General features: G+C 45.6%; 28 protein-coding genes. 26 read left to right on the top strand and 2 right to left on the bottom strand.

The genetic code is table 11. From position 1 onward, the window contains the following. Positions 1-2 precede the first annotated feature (2 nt). The 12 genes from phoU (at position 3) to KOG47_RS05010 (ending at position 12,079) form a co-directional block, all read left to right on the top strand. Complete coding sequence (phoU, locus tag KOG47_RS04955) at positions 3-665, top strand: phosphate signaling complex protein PhoU (protein ID WP_012726611.1); 663 nt, start codon at positions 3-5, stop codon at positions 663-665. 115 nt (positions 666-780) lie between these two features. Further along, positions 781-1,530, top strand: a complete 750-nt coding sequence (locus tag KOG47_RS04960; RefSeq protein WP_215243831.1) for a DUF4912 domain-containing protein — start codon at positions 781-783, stop codon at positions 1,528-1,530. Between the two features lie 15 nt (positions 1,531-1,545). Then, entirely contained in the window at positions 1,546-3,747 is a 2,202-nt protein-coding gene (locus KOG47_RS04965) for a 1,4-alpha-glucan branching protein domain-containing protein (RefSeq protein ID WP_215243832.1), read from the top strand. 84 nt (positions 3,748-3,831) lie between these two features. Continuing rightward, positions 3,832-3,996, top strand: a complete 165-nt coding sequence (gene rpmG / locus KOG47_RS04970) for a 50S ribosomal protein L33 (RefSeq protein ID WP_255313299.1) — start codon at positions 3,832-3,834, stop codon at positions 3,994-3,996. 54 nt (positions 3,997-4,050) lie between these two features. After that, entirely contained in the window at positions 4,051-4,605 is a 555-nt protein-coding gene (locus tag KOG47_RS04975) for a 5-formyltetrahydrofolate cyclo-ligase (RefSeq protein WP_214690757.1), read from the top strand. Continuing rightward, positions 4,584-5,354: a DUF92 domain-containing protein gene (locus KOG47_RS04980; RefSeq protein ID WP_214690758.1), complete on the top strand. Its 771-nt coding sequence runs from the start codon at positions 4,584-4,586 to the stop codon at positions 5,352-5,354. Before KOG47_RS04975 ends, KOG47_RS04980 begins: the two co-directional genes overlap by 22 nt. Positions 5,355-5,523: 169 nt before the next feature. Further along, complete coding sequence (locus KOG47_RS04985) at positions 5,524-6,480, top strand: L-lactate dehydrogenase (RefSeq protein WP_012726605.1); 957 nt, start codon at positions 5,524-5,526, stop codon at positions 6,478-6,480. Between the two features lie 123 nt (positions 6,481-6,603). Beyond that, positions 6,604-7,656, top strand: coding sequence for a rhomboid family intramembrane serine protease (locus tag KOG47_RS04990; protein WP_215243833.1), 1,053 nt, complete (start codon positions 6,604-6,606; stop codon positions 7,654-7,656). A 12-nt stretch (positions 7,657-7,668) separates the two neighbouring features. Beyond that, complete coding sequence (locus tag KOG47_RS04995) at positions 7,669-8,691, top strand: M42 family metallopeptidase (RefSeq protein WP_215243834.1); 1,023 nt, start codon at positions 7,669-7,671, stop codon at positions 8,689-8,691. Beyond that, positions 8,688-8,882, top strand: coding sequence for a YqgQ family protein (locus KOG47_RS05000; RefSeq protein ID WP_012726602.1), 195 nt, complete (start codon positions 8,688-8,690; stop codon positions 8,880-8,882). Before KOG47_RS04995 ends, KOG47_RS05000 begins: the two co-directional genes overlap by 4 nt. A 93-nt stretch (positions 8,883-8,975) precedes the next feature. Next, positions 8,976-9,938, top strand: coding sequence for an ROK family glucokinase (locus tag KOG47_RS05005; RefSeq protein WP_215243835.1), 963 nt, complete (start codon positions 8,976-8,978; stop codon positions 9,936-9,938). Between the two features lie 224 nt (positions 9,939-10,162). Beyond that, positions 10,163-12,079, top strand: a complete 1,917-nt coding sequence (locus KOG47_RS05010; protein ID WP_159562472.1) for an LTA synthase family protein — start codon at positions 10,163-10,165, stop codon at positions 12,077-12,079. Between the two features lie 114 nt (positions 12,080-12,193). Here KOG47_RS05010 and KOG47_RS05015 read toward each other — a convergent pair whose 3' ends face one another. Then, a complete protein-coding gene (locus KOG47_RS05015) occupies positions 12,194-12,373 on the bottom strand; it encodes a DUF2759 domain-containing protein (protein WP_012726599.1) in 180 nt (59 codons plus the stop codon). 157 nt (positions 12,374-12,530) lie between these two features. On the opposite strand from KOG47_RS05015, the gene KOG47_RS05020 reads away from it, so the two are divergent. After that, the gene (locus tag KOG47_RS05020; RefSeq protein WP_215243836.1) at positions 12,531-13,148 is read left to right on the top strand and encodes an MBL fold metallo-hydrolase; all 618 of its coding nucleotides are present in this window, start codon (positions 12,531-12,533) and stop codon (positions 13,146-13,148) included. A 32-nt stretch (positions 13,149-13,180) separates the two neighbouring features. Here the strand turns inward: KOG47_RS05020 and KOG47_RS05025 are convergent, their stop codons facing one another. After that, positions 13,181-13,444, bottom strand: a complete 264-nt coding sequence (locus KOG47_RS05025) for a DUF2626 domain-containing protein (protein ID WP_012726597.1) — start codon at positions 13,442-13,444, stop codon at positions 13,181-13,183. Between the two features lie 249 nt (positions 13,445-13,693). Here KOG47_RS05025 and KOG47_RS05030 point away from each other — a divergent pair, with 249 nt between their 5' ends. The 13 genes from KOG47_RS05030 (at position 13,694) to gcvPB (ending at position 22,445) form a co-directional block, all read left to right on the top strand. After that, positions 13,694-14,080 (top strand): Spx/MgsR family RNA polymerase-binding regulatory protein, encoded by a 387-nt coding sequence (locus KOG47_RS05030; RefSeq protein WP_012726596.1) that lies wholly within the window; start codon positions 13,694-13,696, stop codon positions 14,078-14,080. A gap of 58 nt (positions 14,081-14,138) precedes the next feature. Then, on the top strand, positions 14,139-14,945 hold the full coding sequence (locus tag KOG47_RS05035) for an ATPase, T2SS/T4P/T4SS family (protein ID WP_215243837.1): 807 nt from the start codon (positions 14,139-14,141) through the stop codon (positions 14,943-14,945). After that, positions 14,927-15,904 carry a type II secretion system F family protein gene (locus KOG47_RS05040; protein ID WP_215243838.1) on the top strand — a complete coding sequence of 326 codons (978 nt, stop codon included), beginning with the start codon at positions 14,927-14,929 and terminating at the stop codon, positions 15,902-15,904. Before KOG47_RS05035 ends, KOG47_RS05040 begins: the two co-directional genes overlap by 19 nt. Before the next feature lie 15 nt (positions 15,905-15,919). Further along, entirely contained in the window at positions 15,920-16,222 is a 303-nt protein-coding gene (locus tag KOG47_RS05045) for a prepilin-type N-terminal cleavage/methylation domain-containing protein (protein ID WP_074036684.1), read from the top strand. Between the two features lie 20 nt (positions 16,223-16,242). Beyond that, complete coding sequence (locus KOG47_RS05050) at positions 16,243-16,650, top strand: prepilin-type cleavage/methylation domain-containing protein (RefSeq protein WP_236548985.1); 408 nt, start codon at positions 16,243-16,245, stop codon at positions 16,648-16,650. Then, positions 16,637-16,873: a hypothetical protein gene (locus KOG47_RS05055; protein ID WP_074036688.1), complete on the top strand. Its 237-nt coding sequence runs from the start codon at positions 16,637-16,639 to the stop codon at positions 16,871-16,873. Before KOG47_RS05050 ends, KOG47_RS05055 begins: the two co-directional genes overlap by 14 nt. Positions 16,874-16,886: 13 nt before the next feature. After that, entirely contained in the window at positions 16,887-17,303 is a 417-nt protein-coding gene (locus KOG47_RS05060; RefSeq protein WP_215243839.1) for a hypothetical protein, read from the top strand. Beyond that, the gene (locus KOG47_RS05065) at positions 17,267-17,566 is read left to right on the top strand and encodes a hypothetical protein (RefSeq protein ID WP_143180238.1); all 300 of its coding nucleotides are present in this window, start codon (positions 17,267-17,269) and stop codon (positions 17,564-17,566) included. The genes KOG47_RS05060 and KOG47_RS05065 overlap by 37 nt, the downstream gene beginning before the upstream one ends. Then, positions 17,559-18,047 carry a shikimate kinase gene (locus KOG47_RS05070; protein ID WP_214690763.1) on the top strand — a complete coding sequence of 163 codons (489 nt, stop codon included), beginning with the start codon at positions 17,559-17,561 and terminating at the stop codon, positions 18,045-18,047. Before KOG47_RS05065 ends, KOG47_RS05070 begins: the two co-directional genes overlap by 8 nt. Beyond that, positions 18,044-18,382, top strand: coding sequence for a hypothetical protein (locus tag KOG47_RS05075; RefSeq protein ID WP_074036691.1), 339 nt, complete (start codon positions 18,044-18,046; stop codon positions 18,380-18,382). The genes KOG47_RS05070 and KOG47_RS05075 overlap by 4 nt, the downstream gene beginning before the upstream one ends. A 148-nt stretch (positions 18,383-18,530) precedes the next feature. Beyond that, complete coding sequence (gene gcvT / locus KOG47_RS05080; RefSeq protein ID WP_215243840.1) at positions 18,531-19,607, top strand: glycine cleavage system aminomethyltransferase GcvT; 1,077 nt, start codon at positions 18,531-18,533, stop codon at positions 19,605-19,607. Positions 19,608-19,632: 25 nt separating this feature from the next. Next, the gene (gcvPA, locus tag KOG47_RS05085) at positions 19,633-20,970 is read left to right on the top strand and encodes an aminomethyl-transferring glycine dehydrogenase subunit GcvPA (RefSeq protein ID WP_215244185.1); all 1,338 of its coding nucleotides are present in this window, start codon (positions 19,633-19,635) and stop codon (positions 20,968-20,970) included. Next, positions 20,970-22,445, top strand: coding sequence for an aminomethyl-transferring glycine dehydrogenase subunit GcvPB (gene gcvPB, locus KOG47_RS05090; protein ID WP_196430853.1), 1,476 nt, complete (start codon positions 20,970-20,972; stop codon positions 22,443-22,445). The genes gcvPA and gcvPB overlap by 1 nt, the downstream gene beginning before the upstream one ends. Positions 22,446-22,451: the final 6 nt, after the last annotated feature.

Genomic DNA, 22,451 nt, shown 5'->3' on the forward strand with positions numbered 1-22,451 from the left:
TGATGGCACAAAACCGCACATTTTTTGATACGAAGTTGACTGAATTAGAAGATAAAGTTGTTCGATTGGCAAACTTGACGATGCGCCAAACGGCGACGGCAATCGAAGTGTTGGAAAAACATGATCTCGAATTGGCTAAAACCGTGATTGATAACGATAACGAGTTAGACGAGTTGGAGTTGACAATCAATGACGAAGCGATTCTATTGATTGCAAAACAGCAACCAGTCGCGACTGACTTACGACGTCTGATTGTGACGATGAAATCAGCGACAGACCTTGAACGCATCGCGGACTATGCGACAAACATCGCAAAAGCAGTGACACGAATCGAGCACGTTCCTTATGTGCTTGACATCCAACCGCTCAAGAAGATGGCCGAGCAGTTGATTGACATGCTTGAACTGGCAACACGTGCCTATCGTAAAGGTGAAGTGAGCCGTGTTCGTGAACTCAATGAGATGGACCGCGTGATTGATGACATCAATCTAACGGTGATTAAACAATATATCGGTTCTCTTCCGGCCATGACGGTTGGAACGAACGATGTATACGAATTCTCGAACATCGCTCGATACCTCGAGCGGATGGGCGATCATGTGACGAATTTCGGAGAACATTTAATTTTTCTCGAAAAAGGAAAACATTATGATTTGAATCAATAAGATTAGTGGTAAAGAACAACAGTGCTGTTGTTCTTTATTTTTTGGGGCAGGAATACAAACTCAAGGAGCGAATAATAGTCTACATGGATTTTTACATGAAGGGAGCCATATAGAGATGGAAGAGAAAATCGTGTCCTTGAAACAACAAGGTCTTACGTTAAAACAGATTGCGGCAGAATTAGACGTCCCGATTGGCAAAGTCCAATACGCATGGCGGAAATGGAGAAATCAGCAACAGGAAGTGGAGGCGGTTGCCCCTGTGAAACAAAAGCGTGAAACGAAGAAAGCGAAGATGTCGGTGACGACCTCACGCAAACAAGTGGCATCAGCGAAAGAGACGGGCAACGTGTCGACTTCTCCACTTCTTGAAAAGGGTCCGGAAGGATACTGGAAGCTACCCGATCGGTACAACGTGGACTTTATGCATGCTGTCGTACAGTCTCCAAACTCAGTGTATGTATGCTGGGAAGTATCTGATCTCGTGAAAGAAACGTTAGCGCTTCAATTTATGCGACGCTGGGAAGAATTGCCGAAGGCGTTTCGCATCCTTGATGTTACGTTACTTGATTACAATAGCGGTCACGCAAACCGCTCCTATACATTCGATCTTCCTGAAATGACGAACAGCTGGTTCGTTCGCCCTCTCGACCCGAATACGACATATGTGTTTGAATTTGGGATTCGGACGATGGAAGGGGAGTTTCTCCCAATCGTCGCATCAAATCCGCTTGATACGCCGCGGGCAGAACCAGTAGGAGTCGGACGATTCGCAGAACCGGTCCGACGTTGGCAATACGGGGAAGTTGATTCTCCAGAACTACTTGATACGTTACCAAAATATGCAGCATACCGACTCGTGCGTTAAGGAGGACTTTTTATTATGAAACCTGGGTACTTTTCACTCGTCCTTCATGCTCATTTACCGTACGTTAGGCATGAAGAGAAACACCGTTTAGAAGAAAGATGGGTTTACGAGGCCATCTCTGAGACATATCTTCCGATTCTATGGCAAGTCGATCGCTTGAAGCGTCCCTTGCATTGGACGGTTAGTATTTCCCCACCTGTCGTTGAAATGCTTGCCGATTCTCTCATTCAGGATCGCTATGTGGAGCACTTAGACGATATGCTCGAATTGATTGCCCTCGAATTGTCTGAGGACCGAACAGACGAAGAAACAGCGACGTTACATTTTTATCGTCAACGATACCACGATTTAAAAAATACGTTCCTTCATTGGAATAAAAATTTGAATGAGGCGTTCCGTACATATCGTGAGGCAGGTTATATTGACATGGTGACATGTACGGCAACCCATGGCTTTAATCCACATCTCTTCACGGAACAGGCGGCGCGCACTGAGATTCGCACAGGTTTGAACTGTTTCGAACGTCATTATGGGTTCCGTCCAACAGGCATCTGGTTACCAGAGTGTGCTTATACACCAGGAGTTGATCGGATTCTTTATGAAGAAGGAATTCGCTACACATTTGTCGATGAACATGCTCTTCTCGACGCAGATCCGACGCCAGAGAAAGGAATTGGAGCCCCTGTTTATTCACCACATGGCGTCGCGTTGTTCCCTCGGGATCAAATCATCTCAGGTAAAATTTGGAGTTCGATGATCGGATATCCAGGCCATCCGGATTATCGTGAGTTTTACCGAGATTTGGCATACGATCGGGACTGGGACTATATCCAGTCCTTCATGCATCCGGAAGGAATTCGTTTTGATACGGGTTTAAAAATGCACCGGATTACGGGTGATACGGATCAAAAGGATTTCTACGTGCGCGAATGGGCGGAACATCAAATTGAAAACCATGCGACCGATTTTGCCAAAACGTTAGAATCACATCTTGAAGCGCACTGTGCTCAGACATTCCCACCATTTTTAGTCACGGCTCCGTTCGATGCGGAGCTGTTCGGTCACTGGTGGTTTGAGGGGCCAGAGTTTCTTGGGAAAGTAGCAGAGAGACTTGCTGAATTTGGAATTGAAACCATCACGCCAGCGCTCTTCCTTGAACGTCACTTTAAAGATTTACAGACGGTCCACGTGTCGATGAATACATGGGGACGTAAAGGTTATGGTGAAGTTTGGATTAACGAAAGAAATGAGTGGATGCTTCGTCATTTGCACATGATGGAGATGCAACTCGTAAAAGATGTGGCGGACTATCGTAATCAATCGGAAGCGACGAATCGCGCCTTGAAACAATTAATCCGTCATTACGTATTGGCTGTGTCGAGTGACTGGGCGTTCATCTTGGATGGGCAAACGACGGCGCAATATGCCGCCGAACGGTTCCGTGAACACACACGACTCTTTGCAGAACTTGAAACGGCACTCTATCAGGATGGAGTATCGGAGCAGTTGCTACATGATCATTATGCTGCATATCCATTCCTTCAAGACGAAGACATCGATATTGATTCGTTCTTATCTCCTCACGATTACTATGTGACAATCGAGCGCGAAGATGAAAAATCAGCTATTTTAGTACTCACGCCTGAATATCACGGTCATATCGTAGGGGGACTCGGAAGACGGGTCGTCGATGAAATCGAGGCGAGAGCGGACGATGGCGAAGTCGTCTATGTATTAACGCCATATCATGACGAGTTGCCTGAGTATGAACGTCAAGGAAACATACATGTGTATCGTGTTCGCCCAACTAGCCCATTTTTAGAGCATGTTATGAACCAGGTGGCTACACAAAATATCGCCTATGTAAAACTAGTACATGAACTTTCGAAACGTGTTTCCTTCAAAGTGATCCATCACTTCGATTGGATGACAATTCCTGCTGCAAGAGAACTTGCGCAATCCCTTGCGATTCCGTTATACTCAACTATGTTGTCCTTTGAAGCGACTCGCAATCCGCATGGTCACGGTGGTTTGTTCGATGCAATCCATCGAATCGAAAACAGCGTGTTTTCTGCATCAGAACGCGTTTATGTCGGTGAAGAGATCTCGATTCACGACCTGAAACAATGGTATAACGTGAGTGAGAACGTCAACACATGCCTACCTCTTGAGACTTCTCCGTATGGACAGGAATCAATGAAAAAGAACGTGAAATAACCTTGCTTTTTCACAAGAAACTTGGTAGGATAATTGAGTATGCTTAGACTGTAAAGCAAAAGCACTTGATACAACATCATTAAGATGGGAGTGAAAGAAATGCGCGTTAAAATTACATTAGCTTGCACAGAAACAGGCGATCGCACGTACATCACGAAGAAAAACAAACGTAACAACCCTGAGCGCCTCGAGTTGCGCAAATACAACCCACGTCTCCGTCGTCACACGCTTTACCGCGAAGTGAAGTAATGAGGGACCGGCCGTCACATATGTGGCGGCTTTTTTTGTAAGGAGGAATACGTTGTGGAAGAGAAAACAGCGCTCCGGCGCACGATTCATCAATACATCAAACAAATGGCGGATCGACATCATGCGGACGAAGTCATTCACCAATCATTATTTGCCTCGGACTTATGGATTGAAAGTCAAACAATCGCGCTAACGTTGTCACTCCCTCTAGAAATTGATACGTCCCCGATTATTCATATGGCCTTTAAAGAAGGAAAAACGGTCTGCGTCCCGAAAGTAACGGAGCGGGGACTTACGTTTCACATCATTCATTCATTTGATGATTTGGAAGAGGGAGTCATGAATATTTTAGAGCCGACCACTCCAGCGACTACGCAAGTGATCGACCTTTGTCTTGTTCCGGGGCGTGTTTTCGATCGAACCGGTTATCGCATCGGTTGGGGTGGGGGCTATTATGATCGCTTTTTAAAAACCTATAACGGTAGAACGCTTGCTTTGGCATATACCGTTCAGATTGTCGATCATGTACCAACTGAGCCGCACGACCTACCCGTTCAATGGATCGTGACAGAGAAGGAGATGATTCAGTGTTCGCCATATTCGCTGTAACTTGTTTCGTCGCCTATCTCGGTTATCGGTTACGCTCGTTGACTCGTTCTGGGGCACTGTTGACGATAGTGACCGGTACGGTGATTGGATTCTCCTTCGGATGGTTCGGTCTATACTTGCTTGGGGTGTTTTTTTCGACTTCTTCTCTCGCTTCGAAATATCGCTCTCGCGATAAAGAAGGAGTAGATGAGATTGTCGAGAAGACGGGGGCTCGTGATGCCATGCAAGTGTTGGCTAACGGTGGGGTCGGGATTTTATGTGCACTCGGTTATCAGTTTACAAATGATCCAGTCTACCTCTATATGTATGTCGTGTCCATCGCGGCAGCGACGAGCGATACGTGGGGATCTGAATTTGGTGTCCTCTCGAAGCGGAAACCTCGGTTCATGTTTACCTTTAAGCGAGTCGAACCGGGAACGAGTGGGGCCGTCTCGACATTCGGTACCGTCATGTCGATGTTTGGTGCAATGTTGATTGTCATATCCTCTCTTGTTTTCATTGACTTAAGCATCACGCTTCTTCTTTTATTATGGGTGATTGGATTAACTGGTAGTATGATTGATACGCTACTTGGTGCGACCGTCCAACGAACGTTTCGTTGTGCTGTTTGTGGAAAGTTGACCGAGCAAAAAATACATCACGACGTGCCGACGACATACGTGTCGGGATGGCGTTTTCTCGGAAATGATGCGGTAAATTTTCTTTCGGTTTGTGGGGCGACGATGATTTGTTTTTTTGTGTTTGGATGAGGGTAGTACAGAAAATGAAGGTGTTCCAAATGAATGTGAATATTGTCACAATATCGCCAAAGTGAAAACGGTTTCCGCTGTAGTTAGAGTTTGTGAATGATGTTACAATCTATTTGTAACAGAGATAACAAAAACATGAAACAGATTGTTTGAAGGGTGGAGAATCATTATGGAAACATTAAATCATGCTAAAGTAACACGAGTCGCACTTGTAGGGGCAGGGGCAGTAGGTGCGAGTTTTGCTTACCAGTTGACGACAGCTAGTCTATGTGAAGAACTTGTCATCATCGATATTAATAAAGCCAAGGCAGAAGGAGAAGCGATGGACTTGAACCATGGGGTTTCATTCGCTTCATCACCAATGCGCGTCTGGGCAGGGGACTATTCGGATTGTGGCGTCGCTGACATCGTAGTCATCACGGCTGGCGCACCACAGCGTCCAGGTGAAACACGTCTTGATCTCGTTGAAAAAAATGCGAAGATTATGAAATCTATGATTTCAGACATCATGGACTCTGGTTTTGACGGAATTATCATTATTGCTTCAAACCCGGTCGACATCATGACACATCTCGCATGGAAATATTCTGGTCTTCCGAAACATCGTGTCTTTGGTTCAGGAACAGTGCTTGATACGTCTCGCTTGCGTTACATGCTCGGAGACTATTTCAACGTCGACCCGCGTAACTGTCACGCCTACATTATGGGTGAGCATGGTGATACTGAGTTTGCTGCCTGGAGCAACGCTCGTATATATGGAAAATCGGTCGAGCAACTACTTGAAGAGCATGATGAGTATAGTTGGGAAGACCTTGAAGACATTTATGTCAACGTTCGTGACGCAGCATATCATATCATTGAACGTAAAGGTGCGACGTACTATGCGATTGGACTCGGTCTCCTTCGGTTGGTCAAGGCTGTCCTTCGTAACGAGAATACGTTGTTGACAGTCGGTGCCCATCTTGATGGTGAGTATGGATTGCACGATATCCATATCGGTGTACCAGCGATTATCAACCGTCAAGGCGTTCGTGAAGTCGTTGAGATTGAGTTGTCACAAGAAGAGCATGAGAAAATGCAACATTCTGCGAACGTACTCATGAAAACGATGGAACCTGTCTTGTAATCTCCATCCTTTTAAAACCCGTAGCCATATGGTTACGGGTTTTTGTACATATAGAACGAATCATCGTTTGGTCGTCTGTCGTCTCGTGATTTACAATAGAATTGAGAGAGAGGAGGGGTTTCGTTGGCGACAACTTGTTTTTGGGAAGATATATATCGAAAGGTCGAAAACGGTGGGCGAATTGAAGGCATACTCGAACCCTCCCGTGCGGTCATCTTGTTCGATACAAAAGCAGGTGATCGGTATGATTTGTTCATTCAGACTGAAAAAGCATGGGCGAATCATGTTGGGACGGATATAGACGCGATTTTGAACGCATTTCGCTTATCTCGTATCGGGCGGAAGCGATTGACCATTCATGTCTATGGCGAGCGCCTTGTGGATGAAGAGCGTGTGGACTCGTTGACGTTCCAAATCCCTGCGAAAGTGACATTGTCTCGTTCGATTTGCACACCGACTATGGAAGAGGACCGGTTCCGAATGCTAGCGGTCTCCCTCGACCGAAAAAAGAAAGCAGAGCTGAAGAAACGATTTTCCTTTGGGAAACCACAAGTGGTATATGGGCTACTGTTCATCACTTTTTTAGTCATGTGGTTAGCGGAATCGGTCGGTTCGACTCTTGATCCAAACACGTTAATCGCATTCGGGGCCAAAGTGAACCCGTTGATTGAACAAGGGGAATGGTGGCGTTTGATTACACCGATGTTCCTGCATATTGGTTGGTTCCACTTTGCGATTAATATGTTTGCACTCTGGTCGCTCGGTCCGCTCGTTGAACGGATGTATGGCTCCATACGATTTTTAATCATCTATCTGCTAAGTGGAATATTAGCGACATCCGCATCGTTTGCATTCAGCGAATCGATATCAGCAGGCGCTTCAGGAGCGCTATTTGGTTTGGTCGGTGCGCTCTTATATTTTGGGTTACGTGATCGTTCTCTCTTCATGAAGACGCTCGGACCTCCGCTCTTTATTATGTTAGGATTAAATGTAGGACTTGCCTTTGTATTAGGTGCAGGTCTTGATCATTTCGCACATGCGGGTGGTCTGATTGGTGGTTTTGTCGTTTCTGGAGTCGTCGGGCTGCCGGATGAGAAGAACCGCGTACAACGAATCTTATTTTCCGTACTCACCATCTCGCTGTTTGGACTATTCGTCGGGTACGGATTTTGGTAAGGGGAGAATTCAATGATTGAAACATTAAAAACACTCGTTAACATCCCGAGTCCTTCCGGTATGACGGAAGAGGTCATCCGTTTCGCTGAGCAAGAATTGAATGCACTGGGTGTCAAGACGTCACGTCTACATAAAGGGGCACTACTGGCAACGTTTTCAGGTCGCTCTGGCAAGGCACGTCTGTTGACGGCACACGTGGACACTCTTGGTGCGATGGTCAAAGACATCTTACCGAGCGGGCGTCTCCGTTTGACTCAAGTAGGAGGATATGCATGGACGGCGATTGAAGGAGAGAACTGCCTCGTCCACCGAGAAGAAGGAGAGGCGATTGAAGGCACAATCTTGATTCATCAGTCGAGTGTTCACGTCTATAAAGACACGAACTCAGCGGAGCGATCTGCATCAAACATCGAAGTCCGATTGGATGCAAAAGTACATTCTCGTGAAGACGTGACAGAATTAGGGATTGAAATCGGAGACTTCGTTTCATTCGATCCTCGCTTTCGAGTGACATCTTCAGGATACGTGAAATCACGTCACTTGGATGATAAGGCTTCTGTCGCCATTCTATTGGACCTTGCGAAAGACTTGGTCCGTTATGACTTACCGCATACCGTTCATTTCTTGATTTCGAATTATGAAGAGGTCGGATTTGGAGGAAACGCGGGTATCCCGGAAGACGTCGTAGAATACATTGCCGTTGATATGGGCGCGCTTGGGGATGGACAGCATTCGGATGAGTATACAGTCTCGATTTGTGCCAAGGATTCGTCCGGACCGTATGATATCGGATTACGACGGAAGTTCACGTCGTTGTGTAAAACTCATGAGATCGCATATAAGGTAGATATTTACCCGTATTATGGTTCAGATGCTTCGGCAGCGATTCGAGCAGGGTATGATGTGCGACATGCTTTGGTTGGGCCAGGAATCGAATCGAGCCATAGTTATGAGCGAACGCATGTGTCATCAATGGAAGCAACACGAGAATTGTTAAATCGTTATGTACAATCGACGATGGAGGAAGAAGCATGAAAAACTTTTATGATGTCCAACAGTTTTTAAAATCGTTCGGTACCATTATTTATATCGGAGAACGGGATGCTGAAATCTCACTCATGATGATGGAACTCGACGAATTGTATGAAGGGGGCATCATCGAACAACGTGTGTATGATACGGCCAAAATCATTTTGACCCACGAATTAAAAAATTCAACAGATTGACAGAAATCCCCTTAGTGCAAAGGGTTGCACTAAGGGGATAATAGTGTACACTATTCAATGAAAGCGATTTAGTTGAGATGAGGAGTGAACGGTATGAAATGGTTATTAGGTATCGACATCGGTGGTACGACGGTGAAGATGGCTGTTTTAGACATGAACGGCATCATTTCGGATAAGTGGGAAGTCAAAACGGATATTCGAGAGAATGGTGTACATATTCCAAAAGACATCGCAGCTTCTTTTGAAACATACTTACAAACATCAGGTAAGAAGAAAGAAGACTTTGCGGGTGCGGGAATCGGGGCACCAGGCTTCGTCAACTTCTCAGAAGGAGTTGTCGAATATTCTCCGAACATCGGGTGGAAAGATTTTGCTCTCGTGAGTGAGTTCGAAAAAGCAGTCGGTCTTCCGGCCGTGCTCGAAAATGATGCGAACGCCGCGGCCCTTGGTGAGATGTGGAAGGGCGCGGGCGAAGGGGCTTCAGAATTATTGGCGATCACGCTCGGTACAGGTGTCGGTGGTGGCGTGATCACGAACGGGAATATCGTTCATGGGACGGCAGGAATGGCTGGAGAAATCGGGCATATTACCGTGGAACGAGACGAGTCGAAAGCTGTGAAGTGTGGTTGTGGGCGCCTCGGGTGTATCGAGACGATTGCTTCGGCGACCGGCATCTCACGTCTGGCATTACAGAAGCGTAAGAATCAAGATACTTCATTAAACGAGTTGAAAGAAGTGACAGCACGTGACGTGTTTGAAGCATATAAAGCCGGTGACTCGATCGCCACAGAAGTCATTGACGAGATGACTGAATACCTCGGCTTGACCATCTCGAACATCGCGAACACGCTCAACCCGAAAATGATTGTCATCGGTGGAGGTGTCTCAAAAGCTGGCGACGCGTTATTGGATCCGCTTGATGCACAGTTCAAACGGTTTGCGCTCGAGCGCGTTTACGAGTCGACAACATTCAAAATCGCTGAACTTGAAAACGATGCCGGTGTGATTGGATGTGCGTGGCTGGCACGGAAACACTTCCTTCCGACACGGGTATGAAACGGACGCGTCTGCACATTGCAGGCGTGTTTTTTTGTGGGAAAGGGTATGGGATATTGTAAAATTTGTAACGTCACAGTTGATTTTTTATTAAAAAAGGGGTAAGATTTGGACTTGATACTGGACGTGTACTATTCAATCCGAATTGTACAATGAATGAACAAATATAAAAAAGAATGGCAACTAAAACATGCCGAAAACTGAAAAGAGGAGGAGACCGTCAGATGAATTCATCTCAACGCTTTTCGAAGCTATCGACGAGACTGAACGACACGGTCCGCGCTTCGTTTCAAGAATATCGTCTATTTTGGATTTTTACGTTATTGCTTTGGACGAAGACGTATATCGTCTATCAATTTTTCTTCAACATTCCGATTGAAAACACCGCACAAGCTTTTATCTTACTGATTAGCCCGATCAGTTCGACACTATTCTTGTTTGCCTTCCATTTCTTCTTTAAAGGAAACAAACAAAAATGGGTGCTCTACACGCTCTATGCGATTGCATCGTTTATCTTGTTTGCGGACGCCGTGTATTATCGGGAATTCACGGACTATTTGACAATGCCTGTCATCATGCAACCATCGAACATGGAGACGTTATCGACATCATTCACTTCGCTTCTTGAATGGAAAGATTTAATCATCCTTGGTGATGTGTTTATCCTTCCGTTTATCTTATGGCGAATGAACTTGAAAGAGAATACGGCTTCACATCGACGTGCGCTCGTCACGTTCGTTGTAGCGGTCTCTGTCTTCTTGTTCAACCTTTCGTTGGCAGAAACGGAACGACCTGAATTATTGACTCGCTCATTTGACCGTGAACTGTTAGTGAAAAACATCGGAACATTTAACTTCCATGTGTATGATGCGATGCTTCAGACAAAAACATCGGCTCAAAAAGCGATGGCGGATGAATCAGAACTCGCAACGATTGAACAATTCACCCGTCAAAACTATGCGGCGCCGAATCCGGATTTATTCGGAAAATATAAAGGGAAAAATGTCATCGTGGTTTCATTCGAATCTGCGCAGAATTTTACTCACAACATGAAGGCGCCGAATGGAGAGTACATCACGCCGAACTTGAACAAACTGATTGAAGAGTCTCACTACTGGCCGAACTACTACCATACAGTCGGTCAAGGGAAGACTTCTGATGCTGAGTTCGCACTCGATAACTCACTATATGGACTCCCGCGTGGTGCTGTATACTTTACGAACGCCGATAATGAATATCAAGCGCTCCCTGAGTTGGTCAAGGACGAAAATTATTACTCAGCCGTGTTCCATGCGAATAACAAATCGTTCTGGAACCGCGATCAAATGTACAAAAATATTGGGGTCGATCAATTCTTTGATGAAAAGAGTTATGACCTCGGGAATCCTGAAGACATGACAGAATGGGGTCTCTTAGACGATAGTTTCTTCGAACAATCTATTCCAATGCTTCAAGAATTGCCTGAACCGTACTACGCGAAGTTCATCACATTGACGAACCACTTCCCGTACACGATGCCAAGTGAAGACTATGAGCTTGTACCAAAATTTGAAACGAGCTCAACTACGTTGAACAACTTCCCGCAAGCACTAGCTTATCAAGATTACGCACTCGGTCTCTTCATCGACCAGTTGAAAGAGAACGGGATGTGGGAAGATACAATCTTTGTCGTCTACGGTGACCATTACGGAATTTCGACGAACCACAACAGTGCGATGGCCGAACTACTCGGCAAAGATGAGTTGACACCATTCGACGTGGCGAAGTTGCAACAAGTTCCGTTTGCCATTCACTTACCTGACCAGAAAGAAGGGGAAGTGCATGAGACGATCGGTAGTCATGTCGACATGAAACCGACCATCTTGCACTTACTTGGAATCGACACGTCAGATACGATTGGATTCGGAAACGACTTATTCTCTGAAAATCGAAACAGCCGCGCGATTTTCCGCGATGGAACGGTCGTGACGGATGAATATGTTTGGACACAGTCGACATGTTATAACGCGACTTCTGGTGAAGTTGTCGAAGACACATCGTTATGTGGTCCGATGACGGAAGAAGCGGAAAAAATCTTGCAAATGAACGATGATTTGATTTACTCCGACTTACTCCGTTTCAAAGAACAAACTGAAGAATAATAAGTACGGACCAAGTCACATAGTGATTTGGTCCGTTTTATGTAGAGGGAATGAACGTATAGAAAGACATAAAAAAAGCGACCGAAGTCGCTTGATGATTGCGTATGCGAATCATTAACCTGGAATTCCACCGTAGATCAACGTGGCGACACCAAAGAATCCGAATACGAGTACAGTTAAACCTGCAAATACGAGCGGAAAGAATTGGCGTTTTTGGAATGAACGAAGCATTCCCCAAATAGCCACAATCGCGACGATGACGGAAATCCATCCAAACGGTTCATACAAATGCATGACGAGTTCCCCCTTTAATTATACGTCATGAAATTCATAAAAATTTCACTGAAATATCATTATTATTTTATCCGATTATAGAGTCGCTGTCGAGCAAAGGTTGACATCGAAACAATTTTGCCACAATATTGTTTTGAATAAGAAGGGGATGAATCCTATGCAAATCAAAAAGATTACGTCTGGCTTGGCACAAGAGAACGGCTATGTGATTGAAAAAGACGGCACTGTCGTCGTCATTGACCCCGGAACGGATGACCCGAGGTTCTTCGATACAATCGAACGTTTCGGTACACTATCCGCCGTCCTGTTAACTCATGCGCACTTCGATCATATCGGAGGAATCGATGCGCTCCGTGAACGTTACCAGGTGCCAGTCTATGTACACCGCTTAGAAGCGGATTGGCTGACAGATGGCGAAAAGAATGGCGCTTCTGCGTTCAACTTGCCGATGCCTTCAATGAAACCGGCAGAAAAAACATACGAAGGCGATGTATTGGAAATTGGGAACATCGTATTTCGAATCTATCATACACCAGGTCATTCCCCAGGGAGTGTCGTATTGTATATGAATGATGAAAGAATCGCCTTTTGTGGCGACTTGATCTTTAAGCAATCCGTCGGACGGACAGACCTGTTTGGTGGAAACCAGTCGACATTAATGGGATCCATCGATCGGATGAAGCAGCTCCTTCCTGATGAGACGACACTATACTCGGGGCACGGTCCTCAGACGACACTAGAAGAAGAAAAGCGGACAAATCCGTTCTTCGCATAAAAAAAGATTGTCTCCGGCGAGACAATCTTTTTTTACATTTGGAAGTTGCTCCAATACGTAAAGACAACGAAAAAAATTGTCAAATACGCACCAAAGACATATACATACGTTTTTTCAGTTAGTTTTAAGTAACCAAGAGCGACGAAGAAAATCGTTTGTGCTAAGAAGACAAGTCCCATAACGATAAAGTCGCCAGTATGTTCACTACTACTTTGGTCGCCGCCTAGTGCGCCTACGAAAGCAAGTGCCGCCACTAGTCCAGTCCAAAAGCCTAGGACACGAAACATTCTTGCCATGTTAATCCCCCCATACGTGCATTATTCCATTCTCATTCACTATTTTACCAACACATTCGAAAAAATGCTATGGAAACGTGATAATTGAGCAAAATAATCGTGAAAAATATGTGAAATCATTTCGGTAAATAAAGTTGTACAAAATTTATAAAAAAGTTGCACAAAACATGTACAAATGGGGTATAGAGATGTATAATCAACTTATACAAAATGAGCGAAGTGAAAGTTGAATGAGGGAGGAACATAAAAATGGCATCAGAACTAATGTTTTACACGTATCCAAGCTGTACTTCTTGTCGGAAGACGAAAGCGTTTTTACAGGAACAAGAACTTCAAGTGAGTGAGCGTCACATTTTCAGAGATGCACCAACAGTTGATGAATTGTTGCAACTCCTTGCAATCAGTGAGGAAGGAGTCGACTCTCTCCTTGCGACGCGAAGCCAGGCCTTCAAACAACTTGATGTTGACGTGGAGGATTTGAAATTAAGCGAGCTTCTGAAGCTGATGAGCGAAAACCCAAAACTTTTGAAGCGTCCAATCTTAACTGATGGAAAAGAAGTGATTGTCGGATATGACAAGGTTTCAATCGAAACATATGCACGTCGCCACAACACTGCAGCGGTTCAAGTTTCATAAAACAAGTCCACTTTCAACATAGTGGGCTTTTTTTTATGCTTGTATCGAGGTGAACGAGATGAAGGAACTCATTGAGGATTTAGTAGATGCAGCACGTCAAATCGGTGCGAGTGATCTTCATTTTATACCCGATGCAAACCAAGTAAAGGTTCAAGTCCGTTCTGCTAGTAAGCTTGCTGCGCTTCAATCGATGGATGCCGAGCTGTATGATCGCCTTACATATCATATGCGATATTGGTGTTCACTACCTGAATCTAATCAACGCATTCCACAATCCGGGGTCTATGAATTGAATCAAGATGTCATCCGGGTGACCTTTCTCCCGTCGTTCGCCCAGACGTTAATGTCTTGGCGCATTCCGCATGACACGTTTGAACTCCAGCACCTGTTACAATCACACGATGTGGAACGATTTCAGAAAGTCGTGGCATCACATCATGGTCTTTTCTTTATAGGGGGTTCTACCGGAGCAGGCAAGACGACGGTACTGTATGCCCTGTTGAATCAGCTGAAGCATGATCGGATTGTGACGATTGAAAATCCTCCTGAACAAATGGTCGATGGTGTCATTCAGCTGGAAGTGAATGCTAAGGCTGGACTCAGCCATCGACACTTGTTGAAAGAGACGCTTCGCGCCGACCCGGATATCATCGTGATTGGCGAGGTGCGGACAGATGAAGAATTGATGGTCGCATACGATGCGGCGCTCAGTGGCCATTTGACGATTACAACCTTTCATACTGCATCGATTCAGGATGGGGAAAAGCGGCTGATGCAACTTCTTGGTAAGGCGACCGTGGAAAGACATTGGTGTGTACTGACTCGAAATCAAGAGGTGACTTGCGAATGGTCGACGTTCCGATAATCCCATCAATCCGACTGATTCATCGTTTTCTTCGTCTACAATCACGAGGTGTGTCATTGAAAGTGACCATGGAGACGCTTGAACTTCATGAGAAGGGAAAAATGAAAGATTGTATTCGAGAGATGAGGATTCGTCTAGAAGCGGGTGTGAGTTTGTCTGAAGTATTTTCCATCTTAATCACGAATCGGCAGATGCAAGAGATTTTACATACGGCGGACCGCAATGGACGATTCATGGATGGATTGTCGCAAGTGGCGATGGTGCTCGAGATGCGACAACGGTTAAAGCAGGAGCTGCGGAGGCTAATTCGCTATCCGTTGATTATCTTCTTCATCCTACTTGCATTAGGCATGATTTATGCCTTATACATTTTCCCGAAATTAATGGGGATGGTAGATGTCTCGTCGCATGGCGGTGTGGGGTCGATTCTATTGTCGAATTGGTTCTTTCCTGTACTGTTTTCTATATTCGTGGCAATCGCGGTTCTCATATATGGACTCCATCGTCGAGGAGTAGAGCTCCCTTTTTACGTATGGAGACGTGGGAAAACACTCTATATGACCTATGTGTTTGTAAGTGAGTTGTCCTTGCTCCAACATACTGAAACGAATATTAGGCAGATTATCAGTCGGCTAGCCGAGGAAGAGGGAGAAATGGCAGAGATGGCCAAGCGAATTCACCATCGCATGTCTGAAGGTGAAGGGATTGAAGCGGCGACGAGGTGTGAACCGTTTATCGATCATGAGGTCGTGAGTCTATTAGGTGTGGGTTCGATGAGTGGGGAACTTGGTAAATTGATGTCTCTTCATCGAGATCTAGTATTCGAAGAGATGGAGCAATATTGTCGGGGGTTGATTGAGAAAATTGAACCGTCTTTATACGGCATCCTCAGTGTCATGATTGGTGTTCTTTTTTACACACTCTATTTACCGGTCAAACTCATTATGGCTCAATTGTGAAAGGAGAAAGATGAAATGAAGGAAGAGCGTGGGTTCACATTAGTTGAGATGGCGGCAGTATTACTCATTATATCAGTTCTTCTCTTGTTACTTGTCCCTTCTTTGTCGGACGGGAAATCTCGTGCTGATCAAGTGAGTTGCGAAGGTAGTGTTCGAATCGTTGAATCTGAAATCAATTTGCATTACGCGGAACATAAAGCCTATCCTGAAACGTTAGAAGTGATTAAGCGTGCGTCGGCTGCAGATCCACTCGTTTATAGCTGTCAATCCTCGGCCTATACGTATTCACCGACTGACGGCTCCTTAAAAAAACAATGAAAGGCTACACCTTGGTCGAAATGACTTGGGTACTTGTCGTGCTGTCGTTCTTACTATTGATCAGTGCACCGAGTACGAGACCGTTCGAACGAATGGAGCTCTACAATTTTACGGACTCATTGGTAGCAAATATTCAAGAAGCTGGGCAATTTCCCTATATTTCAGAAGAGGGAGATTGTGTACCACGATTGATTTGGATTTCGAAACAACAAACTTATCTGATTGTGTGTGGGCGAGAGGTAGTCAGGGAGGTTGATGTTCCTGATGGTGTGGATGTATATCTTCCGACGTACAACACTTTGACCTTTTCACAAGCGACAGCTTCTTATGCGGGACAGTGGAAATTCGTCAGTGGAAAGACATCGGTGACGCTCAAATTTCGAATCGGGACTTATGAACCGGAGGTGATTATTCGTGAAAGTGGATGAATCGGGTTTCTCATTATGGGAGCTAAGTGTCAGTCTTGCGGTGGTCATGGGGTGGATTTTCATTCTGACATCATTTGTCATGCAGGGGAACGAACGAATCCAACGGTTGAGTGATACGCTGTTCATCTATGAACGATTACAAGGAGAGGTTCTGCTTGAAGCCACTGAACCGACAGGGCGTGAGCAAGTGTGTGAGAAAGGATTTTGTCTGCCGACATTATGAAAAAGGCTTTACGATGATTGAAATGACGTTCGTTTTGCTGATCCTTCCCATGTTTCTTTTTCTTTTAGTGGAACTGCTCACGCTCGGTCAACATCTTTATGAACAGCCTAAATGGAATCATCATACGACACCTCAACTGATTGTGCGCCGTCTGATGGATAGCGAGAACTGTCGTGTTGACGAAGGATGGTTACGGGGTGATTTCGTCAAATCGGATGAGGAGCGATGGTCATGGACGATCAAACAAGTAAATGGCAATTTGGTTATGGTCGGAGATGGAGGAGGAAACTTACTCTTTTTAAGAGGAATCGACCAGTATCATGTCGAAACGGTCGGAAAGGGATTTCGAATCTCATGGAAAGATTCATCGTTCAGAAGAGAGCGGCATGTCATGTGCATGAAGCAGGCTTCTTTCTCGTCATCACCTTGACCATTGTTGTTTGGTTACTCGGCGCCGCGTTATTTTGGTATACTGATGTGGAACGAACGACGAGGCGACTGTCAGAGGAAATCTTAGCGATTCGTTTTGAATCGCATTTGTTACTGGCGAAGGAGCGTTGCGCTGAACGACCGTTAACGTTGCATAAACCGACGGGAACTCTGACGTGTCGTCCGATTGCACCTAATCGTACTGAAGTGGACATTGTGTTAACATCCGGCGAACGGCATAAAGAGGTGATGGTTTATGAATGATAACCCGTTTTATATCGTGGGGTTTATGGGTACAGGTAAATCTACCTTATTCTCGTTTCTAAAAGAATATGGGGAGGTCATCGATCTTGATTTAGTCATTGAGTCCATGACTGGAATGGAGATCGCTACATATTTTGACCGCTATGGTGAGTCTGCGTTTCGTGATGTTGAATCAACAGTACTGCAACAAGTCACTGCTGACTATATCCTGACAGGTGGCGGAGTGGTGGAGCGCTCTGAAAATATACGTTGGATGCGAGAACGTGGTACGATGATCCATTTAAATCTTCCGTTCGACATGTGTTGGGAACGAATCAAAGATTCTGCACGACCACTTGTTAAAAAAGGACGGGAGGATGTTCAGACGTTGTTTCAACGACGCGATCGATTATATCGAACAGCGAGTGTATCCATCGATGCATCTCAACCGCCTGAAGACATCGCCAAGCAAATCATCCGTATAAAGGGGGAAAAAGTATGATCTGGATTAATTTCGCCATCATCGTATTTTCATTAATCGGACTTGGGATATACGGTTATCTCTTGTTCAAAAACAAGATGAAACCAGAATTTGGTCGTTTGAATCGTCTGACGGAACGTTTTAAAATTCGGGCAGACGTGATTGGTCAACAGGTCAATGAAATCAAGGGACACGTAGATGCGGTCAATCGATCTGTTACTCAAATAAAAGAGTTTGGGATCAATGCGAAGAATGAATCGATTGAATTAAAGCAAGCTGCCGTTGAGCTAACCCATGAAATCAAACGGACAGCTGGAATTGAACGTTCTGACGTTTCCACCGAGTCGAAAATATGAAATAATGAGGATGAAAACGTTTTCGTTTTTCATCCTTTTTCTTTTTCGCCTTTTTACCTATGCAGAAGGAATAAAAATTGTTAAAGTGGAATGGAAAACGAAAGATTTCAAAAACAAAAGCATTTTATGTTCGGGATTGGGGGATATTATGGAAAAGGTTACTTTGAAACGTACGCCTTTGTTCGAATTAATCGAACCGAAGGCGAAGATGGTTGATTTTGCGGGATTTGAAATGCCGATTATGTTCTCTTCGATTAAAGAAGAGCATTTGGCTGTACGTCAAAACGTGGGGATGTTTGATGTATCTCACATGGGAGAAATTCGAATCGAAGGGCCGGACGCGCTTGAGCAAGTTCAAAACTTGGTGACGAATGATATCTCGAAGATTAAAGTTGGTCAAGCCCAGTATAATCTTCTCTGTCTCAAAGACGGCGGTGTGGTGGACGATTTGCTTGTCTATCGATTAGATGAGGACGCTTATTGGCTCGTCGTCAATGCTTCAAATATTGAAAAGGATGAAGCGCACATTCGTCGGCACGTTAAGGGAGACGTGGTTGTGACAAATGAATCTGATGAGTATGGTCAGATTGCGATTCAAGGACCGAATGCACAATCTGTTCTTCAAAGCATCACAAATGTTGCACTCGACGAAATCGGGTTCTTCAAATTCATGAACGGTGACGTGGCGGGTGTGCCATCGATCATCTCTAGAAGTGGGTATACTGGGGAAGATGGCTTCGAGATTTATGCTCGAGCAGAAGCAATTTCTGCCATCTGGGAAGCGCTTGAAGCCGAGGGTGTTACCCCATGTGGGCTGGGCGCACGCGATACATTACGTTTCGAAGCGTGCTTGCCGCTTTACGGTCATGAATTGGATGAGTCGATCACACCATTCGAAGCGAATCTCAACTTTGCCGTCAAGCTAGATACTGACTTTGTTGGTAAGGAAGCACTCGTCACTCAAAAAGAAAACATTCCGAATCGATTGATTGGATTGAGATTGTTAGGTCGTGGGATTGCCCGTCAAGGGGCGCAAGTCGAATTGGATGGGAATGTAATCGGCGTTGTCACGACCGGTACGATACCTCCGACTGTAAATGAATCAATCGCATGGGCACGAGTCGATGCACGTTACAAAGATGAAGAGCGTTTTGTCATCGACATCCGTGGCAAAAAGATTGAAGCCGAACGCGTACCGACACCTTTCTATAAACGAACGAAATGATACAGGGGGATTCAGAATGAACAGAATGGAATTTCGTTATTTACCGATGACCGAACAAGATGAACGAGACATGTTAAAGACAATCGGCGTCGATTCAATCGAAGCGCTTCTTTCAGATATTCCAGAAACACTTCGCGAACAAGCATCATTAGCGGCAATCGGGGCTCCGCTTCCGGAAGTTGATCTCGTTCGTCATATGACGAAGTTAGCTGATAAAAACAAACATACGAAATCATACCCGAGCTTCCTTGGAGCAGGGATGTATGACCATCTTTCGCCGAGTGTGATGAACCACATGCTTTTGCGTTCTGAATTCTATACGGCGTATACGCCATATCAACCTGAGATTTCACAAGGTGAACTTCAGGCGATGTTCGAATTCCAAACAATGATTTGTGAATTGACAGGGATGGACGTCGCGAACTCTTCGATGTACGACGGAATCACTGCTCTCGCTGAGGCGACTTACCTAGCGAGCGCGCAGACGAAGAAAAAACGTGTCGTCGTCTCCGGTGCAGTGCATCCTGAAGCGAAGGATGTAATCCGTACGTATGCTGACGGACCAGGTCTATCCGTTGATTACACAGATGTGGAGAACGGGGTGACGGATGTATCTGACCTCGATTTGACGGATGCGTCGTGTCTTGTCGTACAATATCCAAACTTCTACGGTCGTATTGAGGACTTAGAAAAATTAGCAGAATTGGCTCATGAAGCCGGCGCGCTATTCGTCGTTTCGAGCAACCCGCTCGCCCTCGGGATTCTTGAGTCACCAGGAGCACTCGGTGCGGACATCACGGTCGGAGATGCACAGCCATTCGGTATTCCGCAAAGTTTTGGTGGACCGTCATGTGGATACTTCGCGGTCAAAAAATCTTTGATGCGTAAACTACCGGGCCGACTAGTCGGTCAAACGGTCGATGAGGACGGCAAACGCGGATTCGTGTTGACGCTTCAGGCGCGGGAACAGCACATTCGCCGTGATAAAGCGACATCCAATATCTGTTCAAACCAAGCACTTAATGCATTGGCTGCTTCAATCACGATGTCCGCTCTAGGGAAATACGGAATTCGTGATATGGCTGTTCGGAATATTCAAACCGCTCATTATATGAAAGAAGCGTTAAAAACTGCAGGATTCAACATCGTGGACGAAGGACCAATGTTCAATGAGTTCGTCGTGGATTTTGGACGTGATGCAGAAGAAGTATCGCGCCATCTACTCGAGCGCGGCATGATCGGTGGGCTACCGCTTGGTACGTATGAAGGGGAGCGTCAGACACAAATGTTGGTTTGCGCGACGGAATTGCGCACGAAAGCAGAGATTGATCAGTTTGTCGAAGTGGTTGGGGGGATGAAATAATGCAACACGAGCAAACGCTAATTTTTGAAGTATCACGTGAAGGACGAACTGGATATAATTTGCCGACACCGACTGTCCCGGAGGTTGACCTTGAGACGTTGTTACCGGCTACGATGATTCGGAAAGAGGCGGCGGAACTTCCAGAAGTGTCTGAACTTGATGTCGTTCGCCATTACACGTCTCTGTCTACTCGAAACCATGGGGTCGATTCAGGCTTCTATCCGCTCGGTTCGTGTACGATGAAATATAATCCGAAAGTGAACGAAGATATGGCTCGTCTTCCTGGATTTGCACATATTCACCCGTTGCAACCGGTTGAGACGATTCAAGGTGCGCTCGAACTCATGGTGGACTTACAGGAGCAACTCGCTGAAATCACGGGGATGGACGAAGTCACACTCCAACCAGCGGCAGGTGCCCATGGGGAATGGACGGGGCTTATGTTGATTAAAGCGTTCCATGAGCGTAATGGGGATACGGCTCGTACGAAAGTACTCGTACCAGATTCGGCGCACGGGACAAACCCGGCGTCCGCAGTCGTTGCTGGATTCGAGACGGTGACCGTCAAGTCGGATGAGCGCGGTCTCGTCGATTTGGATGATTTGAAGTCAAAAGTTGGAGCGGATACGGCTGCTCTCATGCTGACAAACCCGAATACGCTTGGACTATTTGAAGCGGATATCCTTGAAATCTCAAAAGTCGTTCATGAAGCTGGCGGGAAGCTGTATTATGATGGCGCGAACTCAAACGCGATTCTTGGAATCGCACGTCCTGGGGACATGGGCTTTGACGTCGTCCACTTGAACTTGCATAAGACGTTCACAGGGCCTCACGGCGGCGGAGGTCCAGGCTCAGGTCCAGTCGGGGTGAAGCGTGACTTGATTCCATTCTTACCGACTCCAATTGTGACGAAAACAGATGATGGATATGGTCTCGATTACGACCGACCACATTCAATCGGGCGAATCAAACCATTCTATGGAAACTTCGGGATCAACGTTCGAGCGTACAGCTATATTAAGACAATGGGCGCAGAAGGATTGACGCGGGTATCCCGTGAAGCGGTCCTCAACGCCAACTATATGTTTGCGCGACTAAAAGATGCGTTCGACGTGCCATATGATACGTATTGCAAACACGAATTTGTCTTGTCAGGGAAGCGTCAAAAAGCCCTTGGTGTTCGTACACTCGATATCGCTAAACGCCTTCTTGACTTCGGTTACCACCCACCGACAATCTATTTCCCATTAAATGTCGAGGAATGTATCATGGTGGAACCGACAGAGACAGAATCAAAAGAAACGCTCGATGCGTTCTGTGATGCGATGCTCCAAATTGCCAGAGAGGCGGAAGAGAATCCGGAAATCGTTCAGACTGCTCCTCATACGACGGTCGTTAAACGGATGGACGAGACACTCGCTGCCCGTAAACCGGTCTTGAAATATGAGCGTCGTGAGGCGTCATCTGTAAAATAAAGAAAG

The organism is Exiguobacterium sp. s121 (assembly GCF_018617245.1).
GTDB classification, from domain to species: domain Bacteria; phylum Bacillota; class Bacilli; order Exiguobacteriales; family Exiguobacteriaceae; genus Exiguobacterium; species Exiguobacterium profundum.